Here is a 24,921-nt window from a genome sequence, read left to right on the forward strand (position 1 = left end):
AAAGACTGAAGGCAAAAATTTAAAGCTTTCAGCTTTCGGCCTTCTGCTTTCAGCTTTATAAAACCTATTGACAATTAAACAGTTTATTAATCATAAGCAATTGTAACTATGCCTCAAGAACCCCAAAATGCTAAAGATCAGTTTACCTATGATGCTATAGTGATAGGCTCGGGTATTAGCGGAGGATGGGCAGCGAAGGAGCTTTGCGAACAGGGCTTAAAAACCTTGGTACTTGAACGGGGCCGGGATGTGCAGCATATCAAGGATTATCCAACAGCAACTATGGATCCCTGGGAGTTCAAGCACCGCGGCGAAATGACGAAGGATTTTTTGAAAGAAAACCCACTGATCAGCAGGGCTGCTGGTTATGGTGAGGACGATGCCCACTTCTTCGTAAAAGATAAAGATCATCCCTACATACAGGAAAAACCGTTCGACTGGATCCGAGGTTACCAGGTTGGTGGTAAGTCGCTTACGTGGGGGCGGGCTTGCCAGCGATGGAGCAAGTTTGAGTTTGAAAACCCAGCCCGTTTTGGTTACGGCATTGAATGGCCTATTAGTTACGATGATGTAGCGCCATGGTACTCACATGTAGAAAAATTCATAGGCGTTTGCGGTAATAAAGACGGCATTGAAGCCATGCCCGATGGCGAGTTTTTGCCTCCTTTTGATATGAACGCAGTGCAGGAACATATCAGCAAAAAGATAAAAGAAAACTATCCCGACAGGCACCTGGTACATGCCCGCTGGGCGCATATTACTGAGCCGAAGCAGATCCACATAGATCAGGGGCGCGTTAAATGTATGGCACGGAACCTGTGTATGCGCGGCTGCCCCTTCGGTGGTTATTTTAGTTCGGTAAGTTCAACGCTGCCCTGGGCCAAAAAAACGGGTAACCTCACTATACGTCCCTTTTCGGTAGTGCATTCAATTATTTATGACGAAAAGTTTGGCAAAGCTACTGGGGTAGAAGTTATTGATACCAACACTAAACAGGAGTTTGTGTATAAAGCCCGCATCATTTTTATGAATGCATCGGCACTGAATACTAACCTTATCCTGCTCAACTCAAAATCAGAAAGGTTCCCGAACGGGCTGGGTAATGACAACGGCCTGCTGGGTAAATACATCGCTTTTCAAAATTACCGGGCATCGGTAACAGCAGATATGGATGGCTTTTTAAACCGCTATTACTTCGGCCGAAACCCAACCGAGCTAATCCTCGCCAACTATCGTAACCTCCATAAACAGGAAACCGATTACAAAGGTGGCTTCACCACGTTTATGGGGGCGTACCGTAACCGGGGACCAAAAGAAACTGCCGAAGGCGAGGTTGGCGGCGCTTACAAAGATTCGCTTACGGAACCGGGTGGTTGGAGCGCTTACATGTACCTGCAGGGCGAAACCATACCCAAGGCCAGTAATCATGTGCGCTTAAGTCCGGATAAAAAAGACCAATGGGGCATTCCGCTGCTGATCACTTCGGTTGAATATGATGACAATGATGAGCGCATGATCCAGGACTTTTTAACCCAGACTGCTGCCATGTTTGAAAAAGCCGGCTGTACCAATATTCAAAAGCACGAAAACAAACAGGCGCCGGGCCTCGATATCCATGAAATGGGAGGGGTGCGCATGGGGAAAGATCCAAAGACATCGCTGCTTAACCAATGGAACCAACTCCACTTGTGCAAAAACGTGTTTGTGACCGATGGCGCTTGTATGGCGACTACCGGAAACCAAAGTCCTTCAATTTTGTATATGGCTTTAACGGCCCGTGCTGCTACTTATGCGGTGGGCGAATTTAAAAAGGGAAATCTTTAAAACTTACTAATTAAACATAACACCAATGAACAAGGTATTTTTAATATCATTAACAGCCATCGCCATAAGCGGCTGCCATTCATCCACCCCAAAAAACTATAATAATGACAGCACCGTTGTTGCCGATACCAACAAAAAAACGGCGGTCACAACTACTGGATTTGAGCCACTATTTGATGGTAAAACTACCGACGGCTGGCATGCATACGGTAAACCGGCACCGGGTTTGGCCTGGAAAGCAGAAGATGGCGTACTGCATCTTGACGCATCGCAAAAAGGCGACTGGCAAAGCAAAAACGGCGGCGACATGGTTAGCAATGGTGAATATGAAAATTTTGACCTGAAGCTTGAATGGAAAATTTCCAAAGGCGGCAACAGCGGGATCCTGTTTCATGTTAAGGAAGATACTACCAAATATAAGTACAGCTATTTTACCGGCCCCGAATGCCAGGTTGTTGATAACAAGGAGAACGAAGACGGTAAACTCGTCAAACACCGTGCAGGAGATCTGTATGACCTGATCTCGATATCAAAAGAGGTTGTTAAGCCTGCCGGCGAATGGAATAAGGTGGAGATTGTTTGCAACAACAGCAAGCTTGATTTCACCATTAACGGCGAACATGTACTGTCAACCACCCTGTGGGACGATAACTGGAAAAAACTGGTAGCAGGCAGCAAATTCAAGGAATGGCCGGACTTCGGTACGTTTAAAACCGGCCACATCGTGCTGCAGGATCATGGTGCGGATGTGTGGTACAGGAATATTGAGATTAAGAAGTTATAAGGCTTGTTCATAACGAATCGTCATTGTTGTGAGGTAGAAAATTTGACGTGTGAAGACTTACGAAGTTTCAAAAACTTCGTAAGTCTGGATTCTACACCGTGACGATATATTTTATCTTCCTGTCCCTTGTTTCCTGGCGTCTTGCGTCTTTCCTCACCTGAGCACCGGAATATTAATATAACTATCATTAAACCATTTTATTTGCAGCGGCACTTTAGCATCACTGATAGTTTCATCGCTTACATTTTTGCCCGTTCCATAGTTGATCTGCTCAAAAGGGCTTTTGTTGATATTGAGCAGGATCACAATACGGCTGCTTCTGCTAAATTGCTTGCTGGTGATATAGCTGTTAGTAAAGGGAATGTTTTCCATTTGTCCCGGTTTTAATAAATGTCTTTCCTCCGGGTTGCCGGCATAACTCGCCCTCCCCATAAAGTAGGTGAGGTAAAAGTATTTCCCGTCGGGCATTTCTTCAAACATCACCACGTGGTAGTCCATATCTTTTTTATTGATGATGGTTTTTAAAACGCCCGAAAAAGCTCCGCTTATAGTTAAAGGCTTTTCGAGCGGATCACTTTTAAAAACAAGGCTGCTGCCGGTATTCAGCGTGTCGTAAATAAGCTGATTTAAAAAATAATAACTGCTGATACTATCCCGGTTGGCAAAATCTACACGTTGTGAGGTGAAGTGCTTCTTCAATGGCTTAACAGGGTTTAACCGGGAGTTATCCAGGTGAAATTTCAGGGTATCGTTACTCATTTGCTTTAATGAAGGCACATGTTTCCACTCGTTGCTGCCCATAACTTCAAAGTTGAATTTATCCTTCAGAAAAGCAGGTTTGGGTTTGTATTTGAAGATATAATCAAACCATTGATAAATAATTTCGTGGATATTGATCCGCGCTGCATCATCAATGCGGTAACCGTTAAAAACCGAATCAGGATGCCCCTGTGAGCCGAAATGTCCGTATGGCCCGATAATTACATAATGATTAGGATTGGCATTATATTTCAGATGTTCGCGATAGTAATACATGCCGCCAATTTGCCCGCCATCGTAATAGCCGGTGGTTGTTAACACGGGTATATTGATATCTGCAAAGTCTTTTTTATAAGGGATCATGTTCTGCCAGTATTGATCATAGGTTGGGTGTGCTACCCAATGCCTGAACATGTTGTTGGCCCCTCTGCCGGTTAGGCTGTCGAGCGTGTGATATGCTAACCCTGCGTTATACCACTTCCAGTACAACTGGTTCCATTGCGGACTGTTGTAATCTTTTTCATCCAGGAATTTATTGTTGCTGGTGTAATAAGTCCACGGAAAAACGAAGCTCATTTGCACGTTATTGGTCATGGGTACATCAAGCCCTGGTGCTACCGCGGCCGATGGTGCAATGGTTTTAAGCGCCGGGTGAAGCTTTTGGCAGCTGCCCATTGGGTAAAGCCGTTATAACTTCCACCGTACATGCCAACCCGGCCATCGCTCCAGGGTTGTTTGCTGATCCAGTCAATCACATCGTATGCATCGCGGCCATCGGTTTCATAAGCCAGCGGCTCACCGGGACTGCTCCATTTGCCGCGGGTATAGGCAAATACACCAACATAACCTCTGTCTGCAGCTTCCTGAATTTTTAACGAATCTGTTCGTCGGGCATAAATGGTAAACTGGAAAATAGCTGGCAGCTTTTTGGTTACGCCTTTTTTGCGGGCCACCATCACGGTAACAAATGCGCCGTCACGTGTTTTTAGCAATACGCTATCCTGAAGGTAAGATCCCGTAGCTTTTTTGCTTTGTGCCGATGCCATGCTGCCAAAAACAAAGCATAGCAATAGCAGGGAGAATAATTTTCTCATCATTTTTTATTGTTTATATATGTGTTGGTTGATTTACTTACTTGCTATCCATTGCCTGAATTTGCCAGACTGTCGTTCGGAAACCTCCAGTTGAGCAACTGTACTAAGCGTTATTTTTAAACGGCCATCCACCGTTGTTATAGTTTGTATGTATTGCCTGTTAACAATTTGCGCACGATTGATCCTGAAAAAGATATTGCTGGTCAATTTATCCTCCAACTGGTTAAGAGAGCTTTTCAGGAACACCGTTTTATCGCCCAAAAAGATCCTTGCATAATTATCCATCGATTCAATAAGGTGTACAGAGCTCCACTGAATGAAATGATATTGCTGACGGTCTTTCACAAAGATCTGTCCGGCAGGGTCTGTTTTACCCAGGCGCTGCCTTGACTGCGCTATGGCTTTCTCAAATCTTTCTTCGCGGATAGGTTTTACAAGGTAATCAAGCGCACTTACTTCGAAAGCTTTAACCGCATATTGGTCATAAGCCGTTGTAAATATCACCGGTGGTACCTGATCTAACGATTCAAGCAAATCAAAGCCTGATTTTTCGGGCATCTGAATGTCTAAGAAAAGGAGGTCGGGGGTTTCCTCGCCTATCATTTTCAGGGCATCGTCGGCATTGGTGGCTTCTCCCATGATTTCAAAATCAGGGTAACCGGCAAGCAGACGCGTTATTTCATTTCTGGCAGCACGTTCATCATCAACAATCAAGGCCCTTATCTTTGTCATAAAACAGGAATTTTAATGGTTGCTGTTACTATATCATTTGTTTCGCTGAGGGTAAAATGGGCAAAGTCTTTGTATTGTAATTCTAAGCGTTCGGTTAGGTTTTTAAGGCCAAGCCCGCTGCTATCGTCCGTCGGATTTAACCGGCCGGGATTACTTACGGATATTATCAAATTGTCATGATCATTAATAAGTTGTACCCGAATGAGCCCACCTTGTTTTTGCTGACTGATGCCATGCTTTATAGCATTTTCAACAAGCGTTTGAATACACAAGCGGGGAATAAGTATACTATGATACTCATCGCCCGCTTCAATGTGATACTGCAACCGCTCTTCAAGCCGGAGTTCTTCCAGTTCGAGATAATCTTTAACAAGTTCCAGCTCTTCTTTTATGGAGATCATTTGTTTGTCGCCGCTGTAAAGGGAGTTCCGCAGTAGGTCGGCCAGCAGGTCGATTGCCCGCCTTGCCGATTTGGGATCATCAATAACTAAAGCTTTGATATTATTTAAAGAGTTGAACAAAAAATGAGGGTTAAGTTGTGCCGAAAGATTGCTAAGCTGTGCATCGCGGGTAGTAACCGCCAGCCGGGCATTTTCTTGGGCTATATTGATTTCGCGTTTTGCGTAGTGGTATAGATGATAAGCCAGTAGCCAGATCGACATCAATCGTACCCCGGCCACAAAAATGCTATCGCGATAGAAATCAAAAAAATCGCCGAACGGTTCCGAAAACCCCGGTTTAAACCAAACCCTGAAAAGGTAAACCTTCGAAGCAGTTACAAACAGGTAAACCAACCCCAATATAAAAACAGCGAGTACCAATCGTGGTAATAATTTGTTTAATCCCAGGTTTTGCCAGCCCAATTTTAAGGCAAGGCAACGATATAAGTGAGTAATGAGGATATAAAGAGCAACATCGGTAGTAAATTGAAGAATGCTTAACCACCAGTTAAAGCCTGGCTGATTGTAGCCCGTATACCCCCAGTAAAGCGCCGCAACCGACCAGCCAATGAGCTGACATTTCCAATAAAGCGATATAGTTACCTGTTGTTTCAATTACTTGTTGCCGAATTGTTTTACCAAAGCAACAAAAACTATTATACAGTTAAAAGATAAAGTACATGAGTGCAGGTATTTAGGGGATGAATGAAGAAAAGATGCAAGGCTTTTAGATGCAAGAGCCAAGAGTGTTATAGCTTATACTCATAGTGATTTATAGACTTTAACGGCGTTACTTCTTAGATGCTTTAAGTTTCTTCTCTCTCTTATTATCGGATACCATTTTTACAATGGTTTTGCCATGGATTAGCTGTTTGGCATCTTTAACTTTTGCCAGTGAATTTTGCCAGGCTTCGTCAACCAGTTTTTTTACTTCCTGTTGTGGAAATGCTTCAATATCATTCACCAGCAAATAGCGGTACTGCTTGCCTTCGCCGATAAGTATTTTTTGCGGATCGGAAAGTTCGGAGCCCCAGTAAAAGCCGAAATGAGTATTGTAATTAACGCCACGGTATATGGCAAACGAGCAAAAGATATGGCTCATTTTTTCGGTAGGAGACCAGCCCACGGCCAAAGCATTATAATTATCATAAATAAGCTCATTGGCCTGCGGGTACAAATCCCATACAAAATCGCGCAGCCATAAGGCTCGTTCCCGCACTTCGGAAGGAAAAGTCCTCATAAAGAAAAGCAGATCGGTAACCTCATCTTTCGGCATATTATAAATGTACAATCTTTTATTTATTGGTAATAATAATTAACTTTATATCACCCAATTATAAACCTAAATATATCCAAATTGAAAATTCTCGGCTCCGCCAAACCGGTATTTATTTATTTGATAAAAGTAATGCGGAGTTTTATCGCCTGCCTCATATTTTTAGCCTGCTTTTTGTTTTTAGGAGTTGAGGGCTATGCCCAAGAAAAAGACCCTGCTTCGCAGTTGCGTGAAATGAAATCGGCACAGGATAGCCTTACCCTCCAAAACCCTGCCGAAAAGATCTATGTTCAACTGGATAAAAGCATTTATACCCCTGGCGATACCCTGTGGTTTAAGGCTTATCTGTTTAACGCGCCTACACTTAACCTGTCGGCCAAAAGCGGTATCATGTATGTGAGCATTGTTACCGATAGCAATGTAATGGTAAAAAAGCAGCGATTGCCTGTTGAGAAAGGGCTTAGCTGGGGCAACATCAGCCTGAAAGATATACCTGCCGGCACTTACACGCTCATTGCCTATACCCAATGGCTTCAAAACTTTAGCCAGGATTGTTTTTTTCGTAAACAATTTACCGTTGCCGATGACACAGGCTGCAATTGGCTGGCTAATTATACCTGCTCAAGTGTGATGGCTGATAACAAGGAGCAGGCACATGTTAAGCTACTGCTGAGTGATATCTATAAAGCCAACGTAGCGGGTAAGCCTGTTCAATTATCGGTATTGAAAGGCCGGAGACAACTATATCGGCAAGCAATTCAAACAGATGAAAAAGGGCTTATAGATATTACTTTTAAGCTACCGGCCAAACCGGGAGATATTCGCATTGTTGCCGGAGATGGTGCAGGTAACCATGTAAATATCCCACTAAACTTTAATCGCCCCCAAGATGCCGATGTTCAGTTTATGCCAGAAGGGGGCGAGCTGATAGCAGGTTTACCGGCACATGTTGGTTTTAAAGCGATAGGTTTGGACGGTAAGGGCATCAATGTTTCAGGCGCAGTTCTGGATCATGAAAAACAGGTTGTTGCTAATTTTGAATCGGAGCATTTAGGCATGGGGAGTTTTAACCTGCCCGTTGTTAATACCGGCGAAAATTATACTGCTAAAGTAACCCTACCGGGTGGCGCAATACGTGAGTTTACCTTGCCCGATGTTAAAAAGGAAGGGATCGGTCTGAATGTGATCAATCCCCCCAATGAAGATTCTGTAAAAGTCCTGCTTTCCGCAACTGATAAAATTGCCCGGTCGGGTGAAAGCTATTTCCTGATTGGTAAAGCCCGCGAAATTATTTGTTATGGTGCAATGGTTGATTTTAAAAACGGGACATCCATTAGCCAAAAAATCAACAAAAAGCTTTTCCCTTCCGGCATCACTCATTTTTTGCTGCTTGATAAAAACAACAAGCCGTTAAATGAGCGGTTGATTTTCATTAACCGGCATGACAACCTGCATTTAAACATTAACGCAGATAAAATGGCTTATAACCTGCGCGATAGTATAGCATTACACATTAGCGCACAGGATGCCCTGGGTAATCCACTCAGGGGCAATTTTTCGATGGCGGTTACCGATGACGCGCAAGTACATCAGGATAGCCTGAGCAACGAGAATATTGTTACCCGCATGCTGCTTACATCCGAATTGAAAGGCTTTGTGGAGCAACCCAACTATTATCTCATCGCCAACAATTCGCAAGCCAAAGAGGCACTTGATAACCTGTTGCTTACACAGGGCTGGGTAAGTTACAACTGGCCCGATGGTAAGGATAACCCTGGTTACGCTGCCGAAACTGAGACAGCAGTTAAGGGCCGTGTAATTAACGTTTTTAACAAACCTGTTAAACAAACTAAAGTGCAGCTGTTTTCAAAATCGCCCGTAGTTGTAACTGATACGCTTACTGATAAGGATGGCAGGTTCGCGTTTCGTAATCTCCCACTTGCAGATACCCCAGCTTATTTTATTAAAACCGCTAAAAATTTTAATGTTGGCATTGTAATGGATGATGCGCCGCCACCAGTGCTGCTGGCATCTGCCGGCCCCACACCAATGCCCTGGTATGTAAGCAATGACACTACTTTGTTCAACAGTTTAAAAAATAACCGGATACGGCAAAACCTGGCCGACAACCTGCCTGCTGACACGAAAGCGTTAAAAGAGGTAAAAATTACAGCAAAGAAAATAGTTAAAGGCTCACAAAATTTGAATGGTGCGGGCAATGCTGATTTGGCCTTTGACGAGGGCGACATGGTGAAAGCGGGTAAAAAGAGCCTGCTGAATTTTTTAGAGCAACATGTTCCAAACCTGAAATGGGGGACTTTAACCAAACAATATAATTTAAGGTTTGCTTTGCAGGATAAGTCAAAGGATGAAATTAGCGCGATATTTCAATTTGTTCCTATACCTCCTACACCTACCATTCCGTGGTATTTGATAGATAACAAACCCATGATGTTGATAGTTGACGGGATTTCCTTTGGAAGCGTAATCAAGGTAATGTCACTTAACGAGCCAAATGGAAATGATATTAAGAGCTATCTTGAATCAAATACTGCTGAAGATGTTAAGGGGATTGAGGTTAATAGTTCGAGCAAGTATAGCTGGGAGTATTTCTGGAGATATATTCTTGAGGATTGGAAGCATTCTTTAAATCCAGCTCAGATAGCTTTTGTTGAGATTACCACACGCAGCGGTAAAGGGCCCGCGATAGGGCATACCCCCGGGGCTTATTTATATAAACCATTAGCATTAAGTGTTCCCTCCCGCTTTTATCGCCCGCGTTATCTACCTGATAATACCAATAAACATACTCCGGATTTGCGTTCAACCATACATTGGGAGCCCAATGTAACAACAGGCGCCGATGGCAAAGCAACCATATCATTTTATACCGCTGATAAGCCATCAACTTACACCTATATTTTAGAAGGTACTAATATGGATGGCAGTGTTGGCTATACTTATGGTAAAATTAAGGTAACAGGCAATACCAATCCATGAAAGCTCTGGCTTAAGCTTCATCAATATCCGGCCCCTTGATCTTGTTACGATCAACGCCACCTTCAAGTGATAACAAAAACGCAGGAAGCAACGTAAGGTTGCTGATCATAGCCACCAGCAGGGTTATAGATAATAATACGCCAAGGGCAACGGTGCCACCAAAATTTGATATCGCGAAAATACCGAACCCAAAAAACAGCACCGTAGCAATGAAGATCATGCTGACCCCGGTTTCGCGAATGGTATCTGAGACTATTTGCGAGATGCTCTTTTTGCTGTGGCGTAATTCATGACGGTAACGGGTAATGAAGTAAATGGTCTGGTCGGACGAGATACCCATGGCAATACTGAAAATCAATATAGTTGACGGTTTAAGCGGGATGCCAAAAAAGCCCATAATACCTGCCGTAATAATAAGAGGAATAAGGTTTGGCACCAGTGATATGGCAATCATTCTTATACCCCGGAAAAGGATCCACATTACGCCCGCGATAAGTACAATAGCCCAGGCCAGGCTTTCATATAGGTTTTTCAACAGGTAGTTGGTGCCCTTTATAAATATGATACTCGACCCAGTCAGCTCAACATGAAACTTCTTCGGGTTAAAGATCGAATCGATGCGTGGTTGCAATTCGGCCAGTACGGTATTCATTTTTTTGAACCGGCATCAACCATTTCAAAGGTAACACGGGTAACGCGGTGAGTACTGTCCAGATAGGTTTTTAGCAAACCGCTTGTACCTTTGCCTGAGTTGCCGGCATAGTTAAGGATAAAATTTTGTTCCAATCCATCGGGCAGGCGGTAATATTCAGGACTGCCGCCGTAAAATGCCTGTGTGCTGAATTTCAACACCTGGATCAATGATACCGAGCGACTAAATTCAGGGTAGGAGGAAATCAGTTTTTCCAGTTTCTCTACCTTGCGGATAGTAGCTAAATTCATTACCCCGTTTTTGCGTTTAGTATCGATACTAACCTCTAAAGGAAGCACCCCGTTAAAATTCGATTCGAAAAATTTAAGATCGTGCAAGGTATTATTGCTTTGGGGCAGGTCGTCAACCACATATCCATTGATATTAATCCTGACCATACCAACAATGGCGATGATAACCAATAGGGCGGTGGTTAAATAAATAGTTTTACGTTTGGTATGCACCAGCTTATCTAAAGTGGCCAACAGGCCGTCCATCAGCTTGCTGTCTTTAATCCCCGTTTGGCTTGCCCTGGGTGCAGGCAGAAAGCTGAAGATAATAGGCACTAAAATAAGGCTTAAGGCAAAAGTTCCCATGATACCAATTGAGGCTATTAAACCAAATTGGGTAAGCAATTCGCTATTGGTAAAGCATAACACACCAAAGCCAATAGCCGTAGTTACGTTGGCTATAAAGGTGGTGATACCTGCTCGCTCAACGGCAACCTCCAAAGCAGCCATTTTATTGCCGCTGATGCCGTATTCGTGAAAATACTTATTGAGGATAAATACACAGTTGGGGATCCCGATAACCACAATAAGCGGCGGGATGATACCGGTTAAAAGTGTCATCTCATAATGCATCATTTGCAATACGCCGAGGCTGAATATTACACCCAATATCACGATCAGCACCGGGAAAATAACCGGGAATACCGAACGGAAAAACAGTAACAGGATCAGCGCGGTAATAACTACCGAAAGGCTCAGGAACAACGAAAACTCATGGGCTACCAAATCGCCTACTACGGTGCGGATAAGCGGTAAACCCGAATAGTGTACTTTGATATTATGCTTGTTTTCAAATGCCTGCCCAAGCTGATTTATCTTTTTAATAATGGGCACGCGGAATGGCGTATTAATGATCTTATCATCAAAAGTGATGGCCATCAGGGTGCTCTGGCCATCGTTACTTACAATCAGCCCCTTATAAAATGGCATGGAAGCAAGTTGTTGTTTTACACTATCAACAGCCGCGGCGGTTTGCAGCAGACCGGAAACCAAAGGCTTCAATACAAATTTATGCTGCAGGGTGTCCTTTTGCAGGTTGTAGATATTAGCCGCCGAGATCACAGCTTTGATCCCTTTTATTTTCTTTAACTGTTCGCCAATCTGGTACCAGTCGTTAAAAACATCTTTATCAAAAATATTGGGCGATTTAATGCCAATAACCATTGATGAAGCGTCCTGCCCGAAGGTTTTCTTAAACTCGGCGTAGCGGATAAACGCCGAATCAGTAACCGGAAGCACTTTGCCGCCATTGAAGGTGATTTTTACCTTCGACGCTTCATAGCCCATAAAGGCACTCAGCGCTAAAACGCAAATAAAAATTATCAGCCTGTTTTTAAGAATTGCAGAAGCTATATGTTTCCAGAACATTATTAACAATATATAAGAGAGAGGCGCAAAACTACAAAAAATGCGTTATCTGCCTATTAATGATAGTGATAATGTGACAATGAGTTAACGGGTAACGGGTTATATGCCATTAGTTGATTTATTTGCTGCGTTTAGTGTTCAACTTTTTTAGGGCTGAACACTTGTTGTTGTTTTATAAAATATTGACCTTGATAATCAGCGAGTTATGTTTTGTTGGATTGGCTGTTTTTAGATATTTGAACAACTTTGTGTTGATAATCAGGGGTTTGTGTTTTGGTAAAAGAAAAAGTTGAACACCGGTTTTTTTAAAAGTTGAACACTTGTATTATGCCCTTTGCTATTGGTGCTATTACCTATGGCAGGAGCGCTGTAAATGCGCTATCGGCTTTTGCACCTAAACTTTGTATTTTTGAGCATGAAAAGGTTGATACGCAGTTTTGGTTTTGCGTTTAAGGGTTTGGGGTATGCTGCTAAAACCCAGCCTAATTTCAGGTTTCATTTGGTGGCCGGAACGATTGCAGTAATCCTGGGCTTACTTTTTCAGATCTCAACTGCCGAGTGGCTTTGGCTTACGGCCTGCATTGCAGTAGTGCTTATTACCGAATTACTCAATACTTCGCTCGAAACACTGACCGACCTGGTTTCGCCTACTTATAACGAAAAAGCGGGGCATGTAAAAGATATAGCTGCCGGCGCTGTTGTTGTGGCTGCATTGTTCGCGCTGATAACCGGGATAGTTATTTTTTTACCGAAGATCATTTTATTGATAAGGCATGCTGCATAAAACCCGGGGTATCATATTCAGGGCTACCGATTACGGTGAAAGCAGTGTGATCGTACAGATCTTTACCGAGAAATTTGGGCTGCAATCGTATATCATCAACGGAGCTAAAAAGCCCAAGGCAAAAATAAGTCGAAACATGCTGCAACCCCTGCATTTGCTCGACCTGGTGGTTTATCACAAAAATACAGGCAGCGTGCAGCGCATTTCCGAATTAAAGAATGCGCCGGTACTGCTCAGTATCCCTTACGATGTGATTAAGAGCTGTATAGCCATATTTTTGAACGAAGTGTTGTACAAAGCGATAAAACAGCAATCGCCGGATGAGAACCTGTTCGACTTTATTTTCAGCGCTATTGAATGGCTCGATCATCAAACAGAAAGTGTTGCCAACTTTCACCTGGTATTTTTAACCCGCCTAACCCGTTACCTCGGTTTTTACCCCGACCGCTATATGGCCGGTAATGCCGATTACTTCGATATCAAAAACGGGCAATTCACCCGTTTTAAACCCGATAGTGTTTCATACCTGTCGCCCCCGTATACCGATAATTTTCGATTAGTGCTGCAAACCGGTTTTGAAGACATGCACCTGCTTAAACTAAACAATGATGAACGCCGCTACCTGGTAAATAAACTGCTTGAATATTACGCCATGCATATTGAAGGCTTCGGCAATATCAAATCGGCCGATGTGCTGGAAGAGGTGTTGGCGTAGGATTATTGTTCTATTTATTGAATGGTATCGATGTTCTTTTACTTTGACAAATCGCATTTACTGAATTTCTTGCCTGAATGAGAATCAAGCTACTCTTTGCCCAATGGTTACGGGCAACTCTACACAATATTCCCAAAAAGGATTTAGACTTTCTTTACCTTCCCAATACTGATGGGCTAAATAGGGGCTTGTTATGTTTTGAGTTCCAAAGAAAAGCCAGTTCATATCCAGTTTTCTAAAAAAGTTGGTTTCGAGTTCAAATATTGGGCTGTCTTCACTCTTAAATTGCGTTCTCAACTTCAGCGCGTCTTGTATGGAGCCGCAAGCAAACAATGATTGAAACCTTGACGTAAACGAGCTGAAATAGGCCTGTCGAACGTGTTCAACATTAGCTTCTGTGATAATATGAATATGGTGTGTGAAATTTGGATAGGTTCCAAAGGTATGACGTTGATTAAGATAATACCATCCATGATTAGACATTCCTTCAGGGTAAAGTCTTTGAATATGTTTTTTCAATGATTCTTCATCTAAAAGATTTTCTACTCCCCATAATTTGATATTATGCGGGTCTTCTTTTGTTAGTGAGATTGTTAAACCCTCGTTTAGCGTTTGCGCTCGATCAACAGTAAAAAGTTTCATAAACAAATCAATTCGGTCAATTTCAAAGGTAAATAATGGTGTTATGAATTAAAAGCCATATTCATTATCTATCATGATTTGATTGTATACGCTTAATGCAATAATGTCATATTTCTTTGCTTTTATTTTCAACTTCATCGTCTCAACTCCTCCTTTCCATCCGTATTCTTCATCTATTCATCGATAAAACTTGCTATTGTAAAACTTAATTTTTACTATTGTGTAATAATGACACAAAGAGTATATTTTCATTGCTGTCGTTATCGCCAATTAGCCCCTTTAACCTATTTAATTTTAAAAAATGAGAACGAGCTACAAACTACACGTTGCTTTAGCATGCGTTTTATTTGCCGGTGGCATCCACCAGGCAGTACAAGCCCAAAGCAAAAGCCCTGCCCCACAATTAAGCGCAACAAACGTAAAGCAGATTGTTGCTGCCATGACACTCGAAGAAAAATCGAAGCTTGTTGTGGGAATGGGTTTTAAGATGCCGGGCGTACCGCCGCCGGTAAAGGGCAAAAAACCTGAGGCAATTGATATAGGCGGTTTTAAATTGCCACCCTCTGATCCAGATGCTTACAATATCCCCGAAAAAGTACCCGGAGCTGCGGGACGTACCCATGCTATCCCGCGTTTAGGTATCCCGTCTATCACGGTATCTGATGGCCCGGCAGGGTTGAGGATCGAGCCTATCCGCAATGGCGATAAATCAAAAACCTATTATGCTACGGCGTTCCCGGTTGCCACCTTGCTGGCCTCAACCTGGGATACACAACTGGTAAACAAAGTCGGTGTTGCCTTTGGTAACGAAGTGCGCGAATATGGTGTGGATATTTTACTTGCACCGGGTTTGAACATTCATCGTAACCCGCTCGGCGGCCGGAATTTTGAATATTATTCTGAAGACCCTTTAGTGGCCGGCAGTATGACCGCTGCTATTGTTAACGGTATCGAATCAAACGGGGTAGGTACTTCTATTAAACATTACGCTGCCAATAACCAGGAAACCAACCGTAACTCCATCAACACTATAGTAAGCGAGCGTGCCATGCGTGAGTTGTACCTGCGCGGTTTTGAGAGTGCGGTAAAAAAAGCACAACCCTGGACAGTGATGTCGTCATATAACAAACTGAACGGCACTTTTACATCCGAAAGGCGCGACCTGCTCACTACCATTCTTAAAAAGGAGTGGGGTTTTAAAGGTTTTGTCATGACTGATTGGTTTGGCGGTAAAGATGCCGTAGCGCAGATGAAAGCCGGAAACGACCTGCTGATGCCGGGTAACCCGACCCAATCTGATGACATAGTGGCTGCTGTAAAAAGCGGGAAACTTAGCGCTCAGCAACTTGATGCCAATGTCGAGCGTATCCTGAATGTAATTATACAATCACCTACATTCAAAAAATATAAATACTCTGATGCGCCAAATTTGGCCGGTCACGCTGCTGTTGCCCGTGAAGCTGCGGCACAAGGTATGGTACTTTTAAAAAATGATGATCACGCGCTGCCATTTGGTGCAGGGAAAAGGATTGCTGTTTTCGGCAACACTTCGTATGATATTATTGCAGGCGGTACCGGCAGTGGGGATGTAAACAAAGCTTACACCATTTCATTAATGCAGGGCCTTGCCAACGCTAACTTTAAGCTACAGGAAACGCTTTCGAATAATTACAAAGCATATCTTACCGATATGAAGGCCAAACAGCCAAAGCCTAAAAACTTCTTCGATCATCCTGCACCTATCCCCGAAATGGATGTAAACGCTATCGTAGGCGAAGAAGCTAACGGTGCTGATGAAGCGCTGATTACGATAGGCCGTAACGCAGGTGAAGGTGCTGACCGAAAATTGGAAAGCGATTATTATTTAAACGATGCCGAAAAAGGGTTGATCAATGGTGTTGCCAGCGCTTTCCATGCTAAAGGTAAAAAGGTAATTGTTGTACTTAACGTAGGTGGTGTTGTTGATGTTACCGCCTGGCGCGATAAGGTTGACGGGATTTTATTAGCCTGGCAGCCAGGCCTGGAAGCCGGTAACGCCATTGCCGATGTGTTAAGCGGTAAAGTAAACCCATCGGGCAAACTGGCAACTACTTTCCCTGCCGACTATAAAGATGTACCATCGGCCAATAATTTCCCCGGTACGCCCGAAGGTAAACCAACCCAGGTTATCTATGAGGAAGGTATTTACGTGGGCTACCGTTATTACGATGCCGCTAAAGTTACCCCGGCCTATGAGTTTGGCTACGGCTTGTCATACACCAACTTTAAATTCAGCCATCTGAAATTGAGCTCAAAGGTTTTCAAAAACATGATCACTGCCTCGGTTACTGTTAAAAATACCGGTGATGTTGCCGGTAAAGAGGTGGTGCAACTATATCTCGCTGCTCCTAAAAAGGACCTGGATAAACCGGAAGATGAACTGAAGGCTTTTGGTAAAACCAAATTGCTGGCACCGGGCCAATCTCAAACCTTAACGTTTACTATCAAAGCGGCCGACCTGGCTTCGTTTTATACCGACAGGCAGGCCTGGATAGCTGATGAAGGAGACTATAAAGTGAAAATAGGTTCATCATCGCGCAAAATTGAGGAAACGTCATCTTTCAGCCTGGCTAAAGATATTACTGTTGAAAAGGTAAACAAAGCGCTGCTGCCCGAACAAACCATAAAAGAACTAAAACTAAAGTAAAACCAACCCCGGCCTCTGCATATTTTTTGCAGGGGCCTTTTTCTTTAACCCGAATCATGAATGATTATGGCCAAACCAATTAAACTGATAACCTTGCTGGCTCTGTTGCCGGCAACTGCTGTTATAGCGCAAAACAAATGGACAGAAAGAAAAGCAGGCGATATTGCTTTTGTTACCAATACAGGTGGGCAAAACCTGGGTTATGCCACCACATCGGGCATAAAAATATTAACTGTTGATGGTCTCGCTTTTAAAGACCTGAACAAAAATGGCAAACTGGATAAATACGAAGACTGGCGCCTGCCGGTTGATGAGCGTGCTAAAGACCTCGCCTCAAAAATGAGCGTTGAGCAAATAGCTGGTTTAATGTTGTACAGTCGTCACCAGCCTATCCCGGCGGCGGCAGGTGGTCCGTTTGCAGGTACTTATAACAACAAGGTTTTTACTGAAAGTGGCGCTAAAGCATCCGACCTATCTGATCAGCAAAAGCAGTTTTTAGCAAAGGATAATGTAAGACATGTACTGGTAACCTCGGTGCAAAGTCCCGAAATAGCCGCGCAATGGAATAATAACGCGCAGGCTTTTGTAGAAGGTCTGGGTTTGGGTATTCCCAACAATAACAGTTCCGATCCCCGGCATGGCACCGTGGCAACAGCCGAATACAATGCCGGGGCAGGAGGGGCTATTTCCATGTGGCCGGGCTCGCTTGGATTGGCTGCTACCTTTGATCCTGAAGTGATAAAAAACTTCGGTCAGATAGCTGCTCAGGAATACCGGGCTTTAGGTATTTCAACAGCACTTTCGCCGCAGGTAGATATCGCTACCGATCCGCGCTGGGCGCGCGTGAGCGGTACTTTTGGCGAAGACCCGCAATTAGCGGCAGATATGGCCCGTGCTTATATTGATGGCTTCCAAACCTCGGCTGCCGAAAAGGAAATTAAAAATGGCTGGGGTTATAACAGCGTAAACGCTATGGTTAAACACTGGCCAGGCGGCGGTGCAGGAGAGGGTGGCAGGGATGCGCATTATGCTTATGGCAAGTATGCGGTTTATCCTGGCAATAATTTTAAGCAACATTTGATCCCTTTTACCGAGGGCGCTTTTAAGCTGCAGGGTAAAACCGGTATGGCTGCGGCCGTGATGCCCTATTATACCATCTCATACAACCAGGATATCAAAAACCACGAAAACGTGGCCAACAATTATAACTCCTATATTATTAACGACCTGCTGCGTAAAAAATACAAATACGACGGCGTAGTTTGTACCGACTGGCTGGTTACCGGCGATGAAACTACGGTTGATTCCTTCCTTTCGGGCAAATCATGGGGCGTAGAAGGCCTTTCTATAGCGCAGCGCCATTACAAGGTGCTGATGGCGGGTGTTGATCAGTTTGGCGGCAATAACGAGGTTGCCCCGGTTGTTGAAGCATACCAGATAGGCGTAAAAGAACATGGCGAAGCGTTTATGCGGGCAAGGTTTGAGCAATCGGCAGTGAGGTTATTGCGCAATATTTTCAGGACTGGCTTGTTTGAAAATCCTTACCTGGAGCCTGAGGTTTCGAAACAAACTGTTGGCAAACCCGAGTTTATGGATGCAGGTTACCAGGCACAGCTTAAATCAATAGTGATGCTTAAAAATAAGGCTAATATTCTGCCTTTGCAAAGCGGCAAAACGGTATATGTTCCTAAAAAATTCACCCCGGCCGGCAGGAATTTTTTGGGAATGGAGACACCTGAAAAATTGGAATATCCTGTAAATATGGAAATTGTTAAAAAGTATTTTAAAGTGACTGATAACCCTGATGAAGCCGATTATGCCCTGGTATTCATAGCCAGCCCCAACAGTGGCGGCGGTTACAACAGCGCTGATGCCAAAAACGGCGGAACTGGTTATGTACCGGTTAACCTGCAATACGGTGCCTATACTGCTACCGATGCCCGCGCAATCAGTATAGCAGGCGGCGACCCGCTGGAAAAATTTACCAATCGTACTTACAAGGGCAAATCAAGCACTGCTATTAATGTTACCGATTTGGCTATGGTTACCGATACTTATGCCAAAATGAAAGGGAAGCCGGTTATTGTATCTGTTAATATGAGCAATCCGATGGTATTTGCTGAATTTGAAAAGGATGCCAATGCTATCATTGTTGATTTCGGTGTGCAAGGCCAGGCTTCACTTGATATCATGACCGGTAAAGCAGAGCCATCAGCATTGCTGCCGTTGCAAATGCCGGCAGATATGAAAACCGTTGAAGCCCAGTTTGAGGATGTGCCGCACGATATGAAATGCTATGTTGACGAGCAGGGCAATAAATATGATTTCGGTTTCGGCTTAAACTGGAAAGGTGTTATTAAAGACGGGCGTGTGGATAAGTATGTGAAAAGTGTGGTGAAGCCGTAAGAAGCAATTGTTTAAAATATAACACAGACCACAAGCGGAAAAAAGGAGGGAACGTGCGATTCCCCTCTTGAAAGGGGCGGAGGGGTGTGTTTCTGCTTTGATAAGTCTATCGCAGACACACACCCCTGCTAACACTCGTTCCTCCGCTCCCCCTCTCAAGAGGGGATTTTTAAATCTTTTGTTCGATTAGTTGCTTAAGCTAACGCAGAAATACCAATCATCGGCTGAATCTCACTTCACAACCCGCTTAGCATTATCCTTCACAAAAGTATCCCAGCCTGAATATGATTTTTTAGAGCCCGATTTTCCAGAACCCGAACCTGTAGGGATCCGTTGAAATGAATGACAAACAGCTACAGCCAAACCATCGGTAGCATCCAGAAAATCGGGGGTTTCTTTAAATTTTAGCAGGCTTTGTAGCATGGCGGCTACCTGTTCTTTGGTAGCGTTTCCGTTACCGGTTATGGATTGTTTTATTTTACGGGGAGCGTATTCGGTGATGTCTACATTGCGCGATAATGCAGCAGCTATGGCCATTCCCTGTGCGCGACCGAGTTTCAGCATCACCTGTATGTTTTTGCCATAAAACGGAGCTTCAATAGCCAGGCAATCGGGGTGGTAGTTATCTATAAGGGCAACGGTTTTTTCAAAGATGCGCTGCAGCTTAAGCATATGATCGTCGGTAACGGGCATTTTTACTACGCCCATAGCAAGCAGCTCAATTTTAGGGCCGGTTTCCTTTAGCAGTCCGTAACCCATAACGGCTGTGCCGGGGTCGATACCTAAAATGATCCTTTCCTTTAAATTTATCACCTGCTGCATATGGCTCAAAGGTAACTAATCAAACTAAATTATTTAGCAATACATCCGTATATTGCTCCCGGCTTATCATCCTTGCTCCAAGCGATTCGAGATGACCGGTGTGTACCTGGCAATCGATAAGCTTGTACAGCCCTGTATTGCACAGATAGATGAGCGCTGTTTTTGAAGCGTTGCTGACGCGGCTAAACATACTCTCACCACAAAAAACATCACCTACGTGTACACCGTAAAGGCCGCCGACCAGCTTGTCATCCTGCCATACCTCAACCGAATGGGCATAGCCTGCCAAATGCAGGCGATTATAAGCGGATATCATATCGGGCACAATCCAGGTGCCATCCTGCCCTTCACGCGGAGCGGTTGAGCAGGCTGTTATAACATCGTTAAAGCAGGTGTCAACAGTAACGTTCAGTTTGCCGGAGCGTAACACCTGCCGCATGGATTTGGATACTTTCAACTCATCAGGAAATAAAACAAACCGCTCGTGCGGCGAATACCACAGGATGGGTGTATCATCGCTATACCACGGAAAAATGCCGTTTTGATAGGCCAGCAATAACCGTTCAGTACTCAAATCACCTCCGACAGCCAAAAGCCCGTCTGGTTCGGCCAGATCGGGCTTCGGGAATATTAAACGTCTGTCGAGCCTGAATATCATCAGGCGCAAATTTATGCTTTACGGCGGATCACCAGCTTTTTATTTTGGGCTTTGGCTATCGCATCCAGATAAACCTGCAATTCGGTGTATTTGGCGGCAGGGATCACATGGTTTTTTAAATTGAATTTGGTAGTGCTTACCACCTGGTTTTTAGTTGCGTCATAAACATACTTAACATCATAAGTGCCGTAAGTAAATTTAAGGCTTTGATCGGCAGGCAAAGCATCAATTTCAAAGCCGGCAGGCAAATCAATGGTGGTAACGCATGTTTTTAACATGGGAATTTCAAAGAAGAAATCGCTTTTTCGTTTTTCAAGTATGGGTACGGTTGTTTTCCACAGATCAAAAACACGGGGTTTGTAAAACTGCTTGTTGCCCGCCGATACATCGCAAAATTTATCGTACTCCAGCTCAATGTCCAGTTCTTTTATGCCGTCTTTATCTGTTGATGGCTTGAACTCAAAAACTGATGGCTGCTTCATGTTCAGCATCTTAATCAGTACCTGTTTTTGCTCGTCGGTTTTTAAAGCTGCTATACCCAGGTAATCATCGCGGTATTCGCCTGTGCTTAAAATTTTAAGTGTTGCCTTTGCGCCGCCATCCGCGTCAAGTACCACATGCGCTTCGCTATTAAACTGGTTGTCAATATCTGTACTGCGTGGCGTTTTAACCAGTTTGCCCCCATCTTCGGTAACCAGCAATGCATACCTGTTTTCGGTAAATGGGCCAAACTTACCAAATGGCTTTTGCATATTGGTACACTCAAGCCAGGTAGTATCGCCTTTAAAAGGTACACATAAAATAATGTGATTAAAGGGATCACTTGGAAATGCAGGATCAGCGGGCTCTTCGTTTGAGCCTGCGTTTATTATGGCATAATACGATGGAATATCAGCTGCCTTTAATAAGGCATACATGTAGTTTGATAAGGCCTTGCAATCGCCATACTTTTTCTGGTCGACAAATGTAGCCGGGAATGGCTTTAAACCTCCAATGCCGAGCTGGATACTTACATAACGCATGTTTTGCTGCATGTATTGGTATAAAAACCGGGCTTTCTCTTTGTCTGTTTTAAAGTCGGCCGTCATTTTTTTACCTCGGCTATCCGCTCCGGACTAAGCGAGCATACGTCTGCGTTGAGGGCCTGCAGCCATTTGCCAAAATTTTGCCAGGTGCTGATATCGCCGGGAATACCGCCAAACTGGAATGAGTTTGCTGCAAACATGATCCGCGGCATAACCTGCCATGATTCAGCATCGTCTTCGGGCTTTATAGCTTTTAAATTTTTTACATGCCAGGTGTACTTTTCAAACTCTCCGGCAGGTGTTTTTTCGGGCTTGATGGTGGTATTCTTATTCATGTACCTGAAGCCTACCGAAGGATTGACCAAGACAGTATACTCCGCGTTTTGGACTGCCCGCTCGGACCGTTGAATTTCCCATTCGCCCAAATCGAGATAGCTGTTCATGTCCTCCTCAAAAATTACCTCAATAGTAGTTGGATATGCAGATATCGGATGTTTTATGGCCAGCATCCGGTCGTCCGTTACAATCGAGATCCCATCGGTAGCGGCATAATCATAAAAATCGCTCTTGTGATATTTTTTTATCATCGTTCCATCAGCGTTGTAAACCAGCATTTGCACGTTATCAACACTGCTGAATTTTTTATCGTAACCCAGGCCAAGTTGAGCAGCGGCATCACCTTTTTCATTTAAAACAGTAATGATGGCGTGATGCTTTAGCGTCATTTTACCAGCTGCTTTTACGGTAACCTCGTCTGAAGAATACCGCACAACCGAATTTGCTTCTCCCTTTAATGAATCGGGGATGGTTGATGCTATATAAAATTCTTTCGGGAGATTTTTATCCTGTCCATAGCTTTTGATTGATAAAATGACAATGCCTGCAATAGTTAGCAGCCTGTAAAAATATGTAGTGCTCATGTTTTCGATCAGGCTTTTTTAAGTACTATCTGCTCAGTAAGCATATCCTGCATTTGTTTGTAGAACTCTCTCAGCTCAGGATAACTTTCTTTTTCGTAAAAAGCCTTTTCGTATGATATAACATATCGCACTACAATCATTCCATCCTGTTCGGCAATAAAACGTTTAAGGCTTATGCTTTGATCGGGCATAACCATGCGTATGCTTTTTGGCAGCGCATCAACTTTATAACCTGCCGGAATTTTGTAGGTGCCGTTTATCTCATACCTGTTACGATGCCCAAAATCAATATCAGTAGCGCGCTTTTCGCTCAGGAAAGGGTTGGTACGTATAGGGGTAAAAAGGTTGGGGTTAAAATATATATATGTTCCGTCGGAACCGGTGAGCTCCAGGTCAAAAGCTATATTTTGTACCAGTGGCAGGGTATCTGACTCCATATCCTTCATTTTTAATGACGATATTTTAAGGTTATTGTCGTTGGCCTTTATGTAGTCGATATATTTTTTCACCATCGGTTTTATAGCGTTCAACACTGCTTATTTTGTGGTAGCTGAAGCTGCTGATATCTGCAGTTCCGGTCATTTTGCTATCCGCCTTAATGTCGGCATTGATCATAACCACCTGCCTGGCCGGAGCTGCTTTTGTAATATAAAGCATATCGTAAGCGTTGGCCTGCTTATCGATATACAAACCCGATGAATTCAATAGCATATCGGGTGTTTCATTATATAAATTGTATTTGTTTGTAGCATCAAGTATGTACTCTTTTGTGCTATCAACAGGAATATAAACCACTGCACGGTTAAACTGCGAAAGCGAGGTGTTGAAGCGGTTCACTTTTCCGTGTTCGCGGGTGCTCACAATCATTGGGTAGATTTCCTTAATGCCCGATTGTTTAAGCAGGTGGTATAAAATAATATTAACCTCGGCCGAATTGCCCGTTTTCTTTTCCCATGCCCGGTAAGTACCATCGTTGGTATACCAGCGGTCAACTCCATCCCATTTCATGAGGGTTTTTACCTGGTTAAAAACGTAAGCTATTTTTTCATCATCAGTTTTAAAGGTTTTGGCTTTGGTGATAATGGGCTCTTCGTCTTTTAATTTACGTTTTAACTGGCCGCCAAAATCTTCATCATCAGCAATAATGCCGCCCACCTTAGCCCAGGTATCTGAATATGATTTATAAAAACCATAACTTGATTTTACAGAAGTGAGGTTAAATTGTAACGACATGATATTGTCTGTATACGAGCGCATGTAAGGCTCATCATGCAGCGAAGGGAGATTTTCCATAACCCTAAAATCTTTTTCATCATTATATGATAAAGGATTTGTGCCGGGCATGGTGCGGGCTTCTGATTTATGGGTTTCTTTTGAATAAGGTGTCCAAACGTGGTTCACCGTGCGGAAATACAGCAGATCGGGAATAGACGTATCCAACTCGCTGTACCGAACCGGTATTTTCTGCTGAAAATCCCACGACGGGAAATTGCTTATCGAAACAGTATGATATTTATACTTGTATTCAATTACTGACCCTGCCTTAACGTTTGGCATTGAAAATACAATAGCGCTGCGCACCTTATCAATGGCTTGGGTATAGATAAGTTTTTTATCCAGTTTGGTTATTTCGGGCTTTCCGTTAACCAGGTTAATGGTTTCGGCTTGCACATCGTTAATATATTCCAGCCGGTTACCGCCGTAATATTCAATACGGATGTTGGCTTCATCTTTACCATTATCGTTAAAAATCTTGATCCTTTTGTGATACTCGCCGCTAATGTCAAACGAACTATCGTAATAAACATCGCCTTTGTTAAAAAGGACTTCGGCATTGGCATCGGGCTCAAAATCGCATTTGGTCATCTCAAGGTCCGCGATTTCAATTTTGCCAAAGGGTAAAACTTTAGAAGGGGTTTCGGTTTTTTGAGCGTTTACCGGTAACGCAAATAGGGCTGCTCCAAGCAGCAGTAAGAGCCTGTTCATCGTGATGAGGTTTAATCAA

The 24,921-nt window shown here is 43.6% G+C and carries 20 protein-coding genes and 1 pseudogene; 7 read left to right on the plus strand and 14 right to left on the minus strand.

Annotated features, from left to right (window positions below; translation table 11 throughout):
• Positions 1–108 precede the first annotated feature (108 nt).
• On the plus strand, positions 109–1,824 hold the full coding sequence (locus ACQ86K_RS32965; RefSeq protein ID WP_431199491.1) for a GMC oxidoreductase: 1,716 nt from the start codon (positions 109–111) through the stop codon (positions 1,822–1,824).
• A 25-nt stretch (positions 1,825–1,849) separates the two neighbouring features.
• The gene (locus ACQ86K_RS32970) at positions 1,850–2,608 is read left to right on the plus strand and encodes a 3-keto-disaccharide hydrolase (protein WP_431199492.1); all 759 of its coding nucleotides are present in this window, start codon (positions 1,850–1,852) and stop codon (positions 2,606–2,608) included.
• A gap of 153 nt (positions 2,609–2,761) precedes the next feature.
• Here the strand turns inward: ACQ86K_RS32970 and ACQ86K_RS32975 are convergent, their stop codons facing one another.
• From ACQ86K_RS32975 to ACQ86K_RS32995, 5 genes and pseudogenes are all read right to left on the minus strand, one after another.
• A complete protein-coding gene (locus ACQ86K_RS32975) occupies positions 2,762–3,643 on the minus strand; it encodes a CocE/NonD family hydrolase C-terminal non-catalytic domain-containing protein (RefSeq protein ID WP_431200981.1) in 882 nt (293 codons plus the stop codon).
• Positions 3,626–4,464, minus strand: a pseudogene (locus tag ACQ86K_RS32980) (CocE/NonD family hydrolase); the annotation flags it as partial. The gene ACQ86K_RS32975 and the pseudogene ACQ86K_RS32980, both read right to left, overlap by 18 nt.
• Positions 4,465–4,494: 30 nt before the next feature.
• Complete coding sequence (locus ACQ86K_RS32985; RefSeq protein ID WP_431199493.1) at positions 4,495–5,193, minus strand: LytR/AlgR family response regulator transcription factor; 699 nt, start codon at positions 5,191–5,193, stop codon at positions 4,495–4,497.
• Positions 5,190–6,248, minus strand: coding sequence for a sensor histidine kinase (locus ACQ86K_RS32990; protein ID WP_091175885.1), 1,059 nt, complete (start codon positions 6,246–6,248; stop codon positions 5,190–5,192). The genes ACQ86K_RS32985 and ACQ86K_RS32990 overlap by 4 nt, the downstream gene beginning before the upstream one ends.
• A 175-nt stretch (positions 6,249–6,423) precedes the next feature.
• Complete coding sequence (locus tag ACQ86K_RS32995; protein WP_091175887.1) at positions 6,424–6,909, minus strand: hypothetical protein; 486 nt, start codon at positions 6,907–6,909, stop codon at positions 6,424–6,426.
• Between the two features lie 81 nt (positions 6,910–6,990).
• On the opposite strand from ACQ86K_RS32995, the gene ACQ86K_RS33000 reads away from it, so the two are divergent.
• Complete coding sequence (locus tag ACQ86K_RS33000; protein ID WP_091175889.1) at positions 6,991–9,909, plus strand: hypothetical protein; 2,919 nt, start codon at positions 6,991–6,993, stop codon at positions 9,907–9,909.
• Between the two features lie 10 nt (positions 9,910–9,919).
• On the opposite strand, the gene ACQ86K_RS33005 is transcribed toward ACQ86K_RS33000, so the two are convergent.
• Entirely contained in the window at positions 9,920–10,561 is a 642-nt protein-coding gene (locus tag ACQ86K_RS33005; RefSeq protein ID WP_431199494.1) for an MMPL family transporter, read from the minus strand.
• The gene (locus tag ACQ86K_RS33010) at positions 10,558–12,258 is read right to left on the minus strand and encodes an efflux RND transporter permease subunit (protein ID WP_431199495.1); all 1,701 of its coding nucleotides are present in this window, start codon (positions 12,256–12,258) and stop codon (positions 10,558–10,560) included. Before ACQ86K_RS33010 ends, ACQ86K_RS33005 begins: the two co-directional genes overlap by 4 nt.
• A 415-nt stretch (positions 12,259–12,673) precedes the next feature.
• Between ACQ86K_RS33010 and ACQ86K_RS33015 the strand changes: the two genes are divergently transcribed.
• Positions 12,674–13,042 (plus strand): diacylglycerol kinase family protein, encoded by a 369-nt coding sequence (locus ACQ86K_RS33015; protein WP_091175957.1) that lies wholly within the window; start codon positions 12,674–12,676, stop codon positions 13,040–13,042.
• Positions 13,032–13,757: a DNA repair protein RecO gene (gene recO / locus ACQ86K_RS33020; protein ID WP_091175895.1), complete on the plus strand. Its 726-nt coding sequence runs from the start codon at positions 13,032–13,034 to the stop codon at positions 13,755–13,757. Before ACQ86K_RS33015 ends, recO begins: the two co-directional genes overlap by 11 nt.
• Before the next feature lie 84 nt (positions 13,758–13,841).
• Here recO and ACQ86K_RS33025 read toward each other — a convergent pair whose 3' ends face one another.
• Entirely contained in the window at positions 13,842–14,399 is a 558-nt protein-coding gene (locus ACQ86K_RS33025) for a DUF2441 domain-containing protein (protein WP_091175897.1), read from the minus strand.
• A 301-nt stretch (positions 14,400–14,700) separates the two neighbouring features.
• Here ACQ86K_RS33025 and ACQ86K_RS33030 point away from each other — a divergent pair, with 301 nt between their 5' ends.
• Both ACQ86K_RS33030 and ACQ86K_RS33035 read left to right on the plus strand, forming a co-directional pair.
• Entirely contained in the window at positions 14,701–17,085 is a 2,385-nt protein-coding gene (locus tag ACQ86K_RS33030) for a glycoside hydrolase family 3 C-terminal domain-containing protein (RefSeq protein ID WP_431199496.1), read from the plus strand.
• A 66-nt stretch (positions 17,086–17,151) separates the two neighbouring features.
• Complete coding sequence (locus ACQ86K_RS33035) at positions 17,152–19,491, plus strand: glycoside hydrolase family 3 N-terminal domain-containing protein (RefSeq protein WP_431199497.1); 2,340 nt, start codon at positions 17,152–17,154, stop codon at positions 19,489–19,491.
• Positions 19,492–19,722: 231 nt separating this feature from the next.
• Here ACQ86K_RS33035 and ruvC read toward each other — a convergent pair whose 3' ends face one another.
• The 6 genes from ruvC to ACQ86K_RS33065 are packed head-to-tail and all read right to left on the minus strand — an operon-like array spanning position 19,723 to position 24,902.
• The gene (ruvC, locus tag ACQ86K_RS33040) at positions 19,723–20,313 is read right to left on the minus strand and encodes a crossover junction endodeoxyribonuclease RuvC (protein WP_431199498.1); all 591 of its coding nucleotides are present in this window, start codon (positions 20,311–20,313) and stop codon (positions 19,723–19,725) included.
• A gap of 19 nt (positions 20,314–20,332) precedes the next feature.
• Positions 20,333–20,971: a leucyl/phenylalanyl-tRNA--protein transferase gene (aat, locus tag ACQ86K_RS33045; RefSeq protein WP_431199499.1), complete on the minus strand. Its 639-nt coding sequence runs from the start codon at positions 20,969–20,971 to the stop codon at positions 20,333–20,335.
• Between the two features lie 11 nt (positions 20,972–20,982).
• Positions 20,983–22,059, minus strand: coding sequence for a transglutaminase domain-containing protein (locus tag ACQ86K_RS33050; RefSeq protein WP_431199500.1), 1,077 nt, complete (start codon positions 22,057–22,059; stop codon positions 20,983–20,985).
• Positions 22,056–22,916 (minus strand): DUF3857 domain-containing protein, encoded by an 861-nt coding sequence (locus tag ACQ86K_RS33055; RefSeq protein WP_431199501.1) that lies wholly within the window; start codon positions 22,914–22,916, stop codon positions 22,056–22,058. Before ACQ86K_RS33055 ends, ACQ86K_RS33050 begins: the two co-directional genes overlap by 4 nt.
• An 8-nt stretch (positions 22,917–22,924) precedes the next feature.
• Complete coding sequence (locus ACQ86K_RS33060) at positions 22,925–23,428, minus strand: hypothetical protein (protein ID WP_431199502.1); 504 nt, start codon at positions 23,426–23,428, stop codon at positions 22,925–22,927.
• On the minus strand, positions 23,385–24,902 hold the full coding sequence (locus ACQ86K_RS33065) for a DUF3857 domain-containing protein (RefSeq protein WP_431199503.1): 1,518 nt from the start codon (positions 24,900–24,902) through the stop codon (positions 23,385–23,387). The genes ACQ86K_RS33060 and ACQ86K_RS33065 overlap by 44 nt, the downstream gene beginning before the upstream one ends.
• Between the last annotated feature and the right edge of the window lie 19 nt (positions 24,903–24,921).

This window comes from Mucilaginibacter sp. P19, from assembly GCF_050632265.1.
Taxonomy (GTDB): Bacteria; Bacteroidota; Bacteroidia; order Sphingobacteriales; family Sphingobacteriaceae; genus Mucilaginibacter; species Mucilaginibacter gossypii.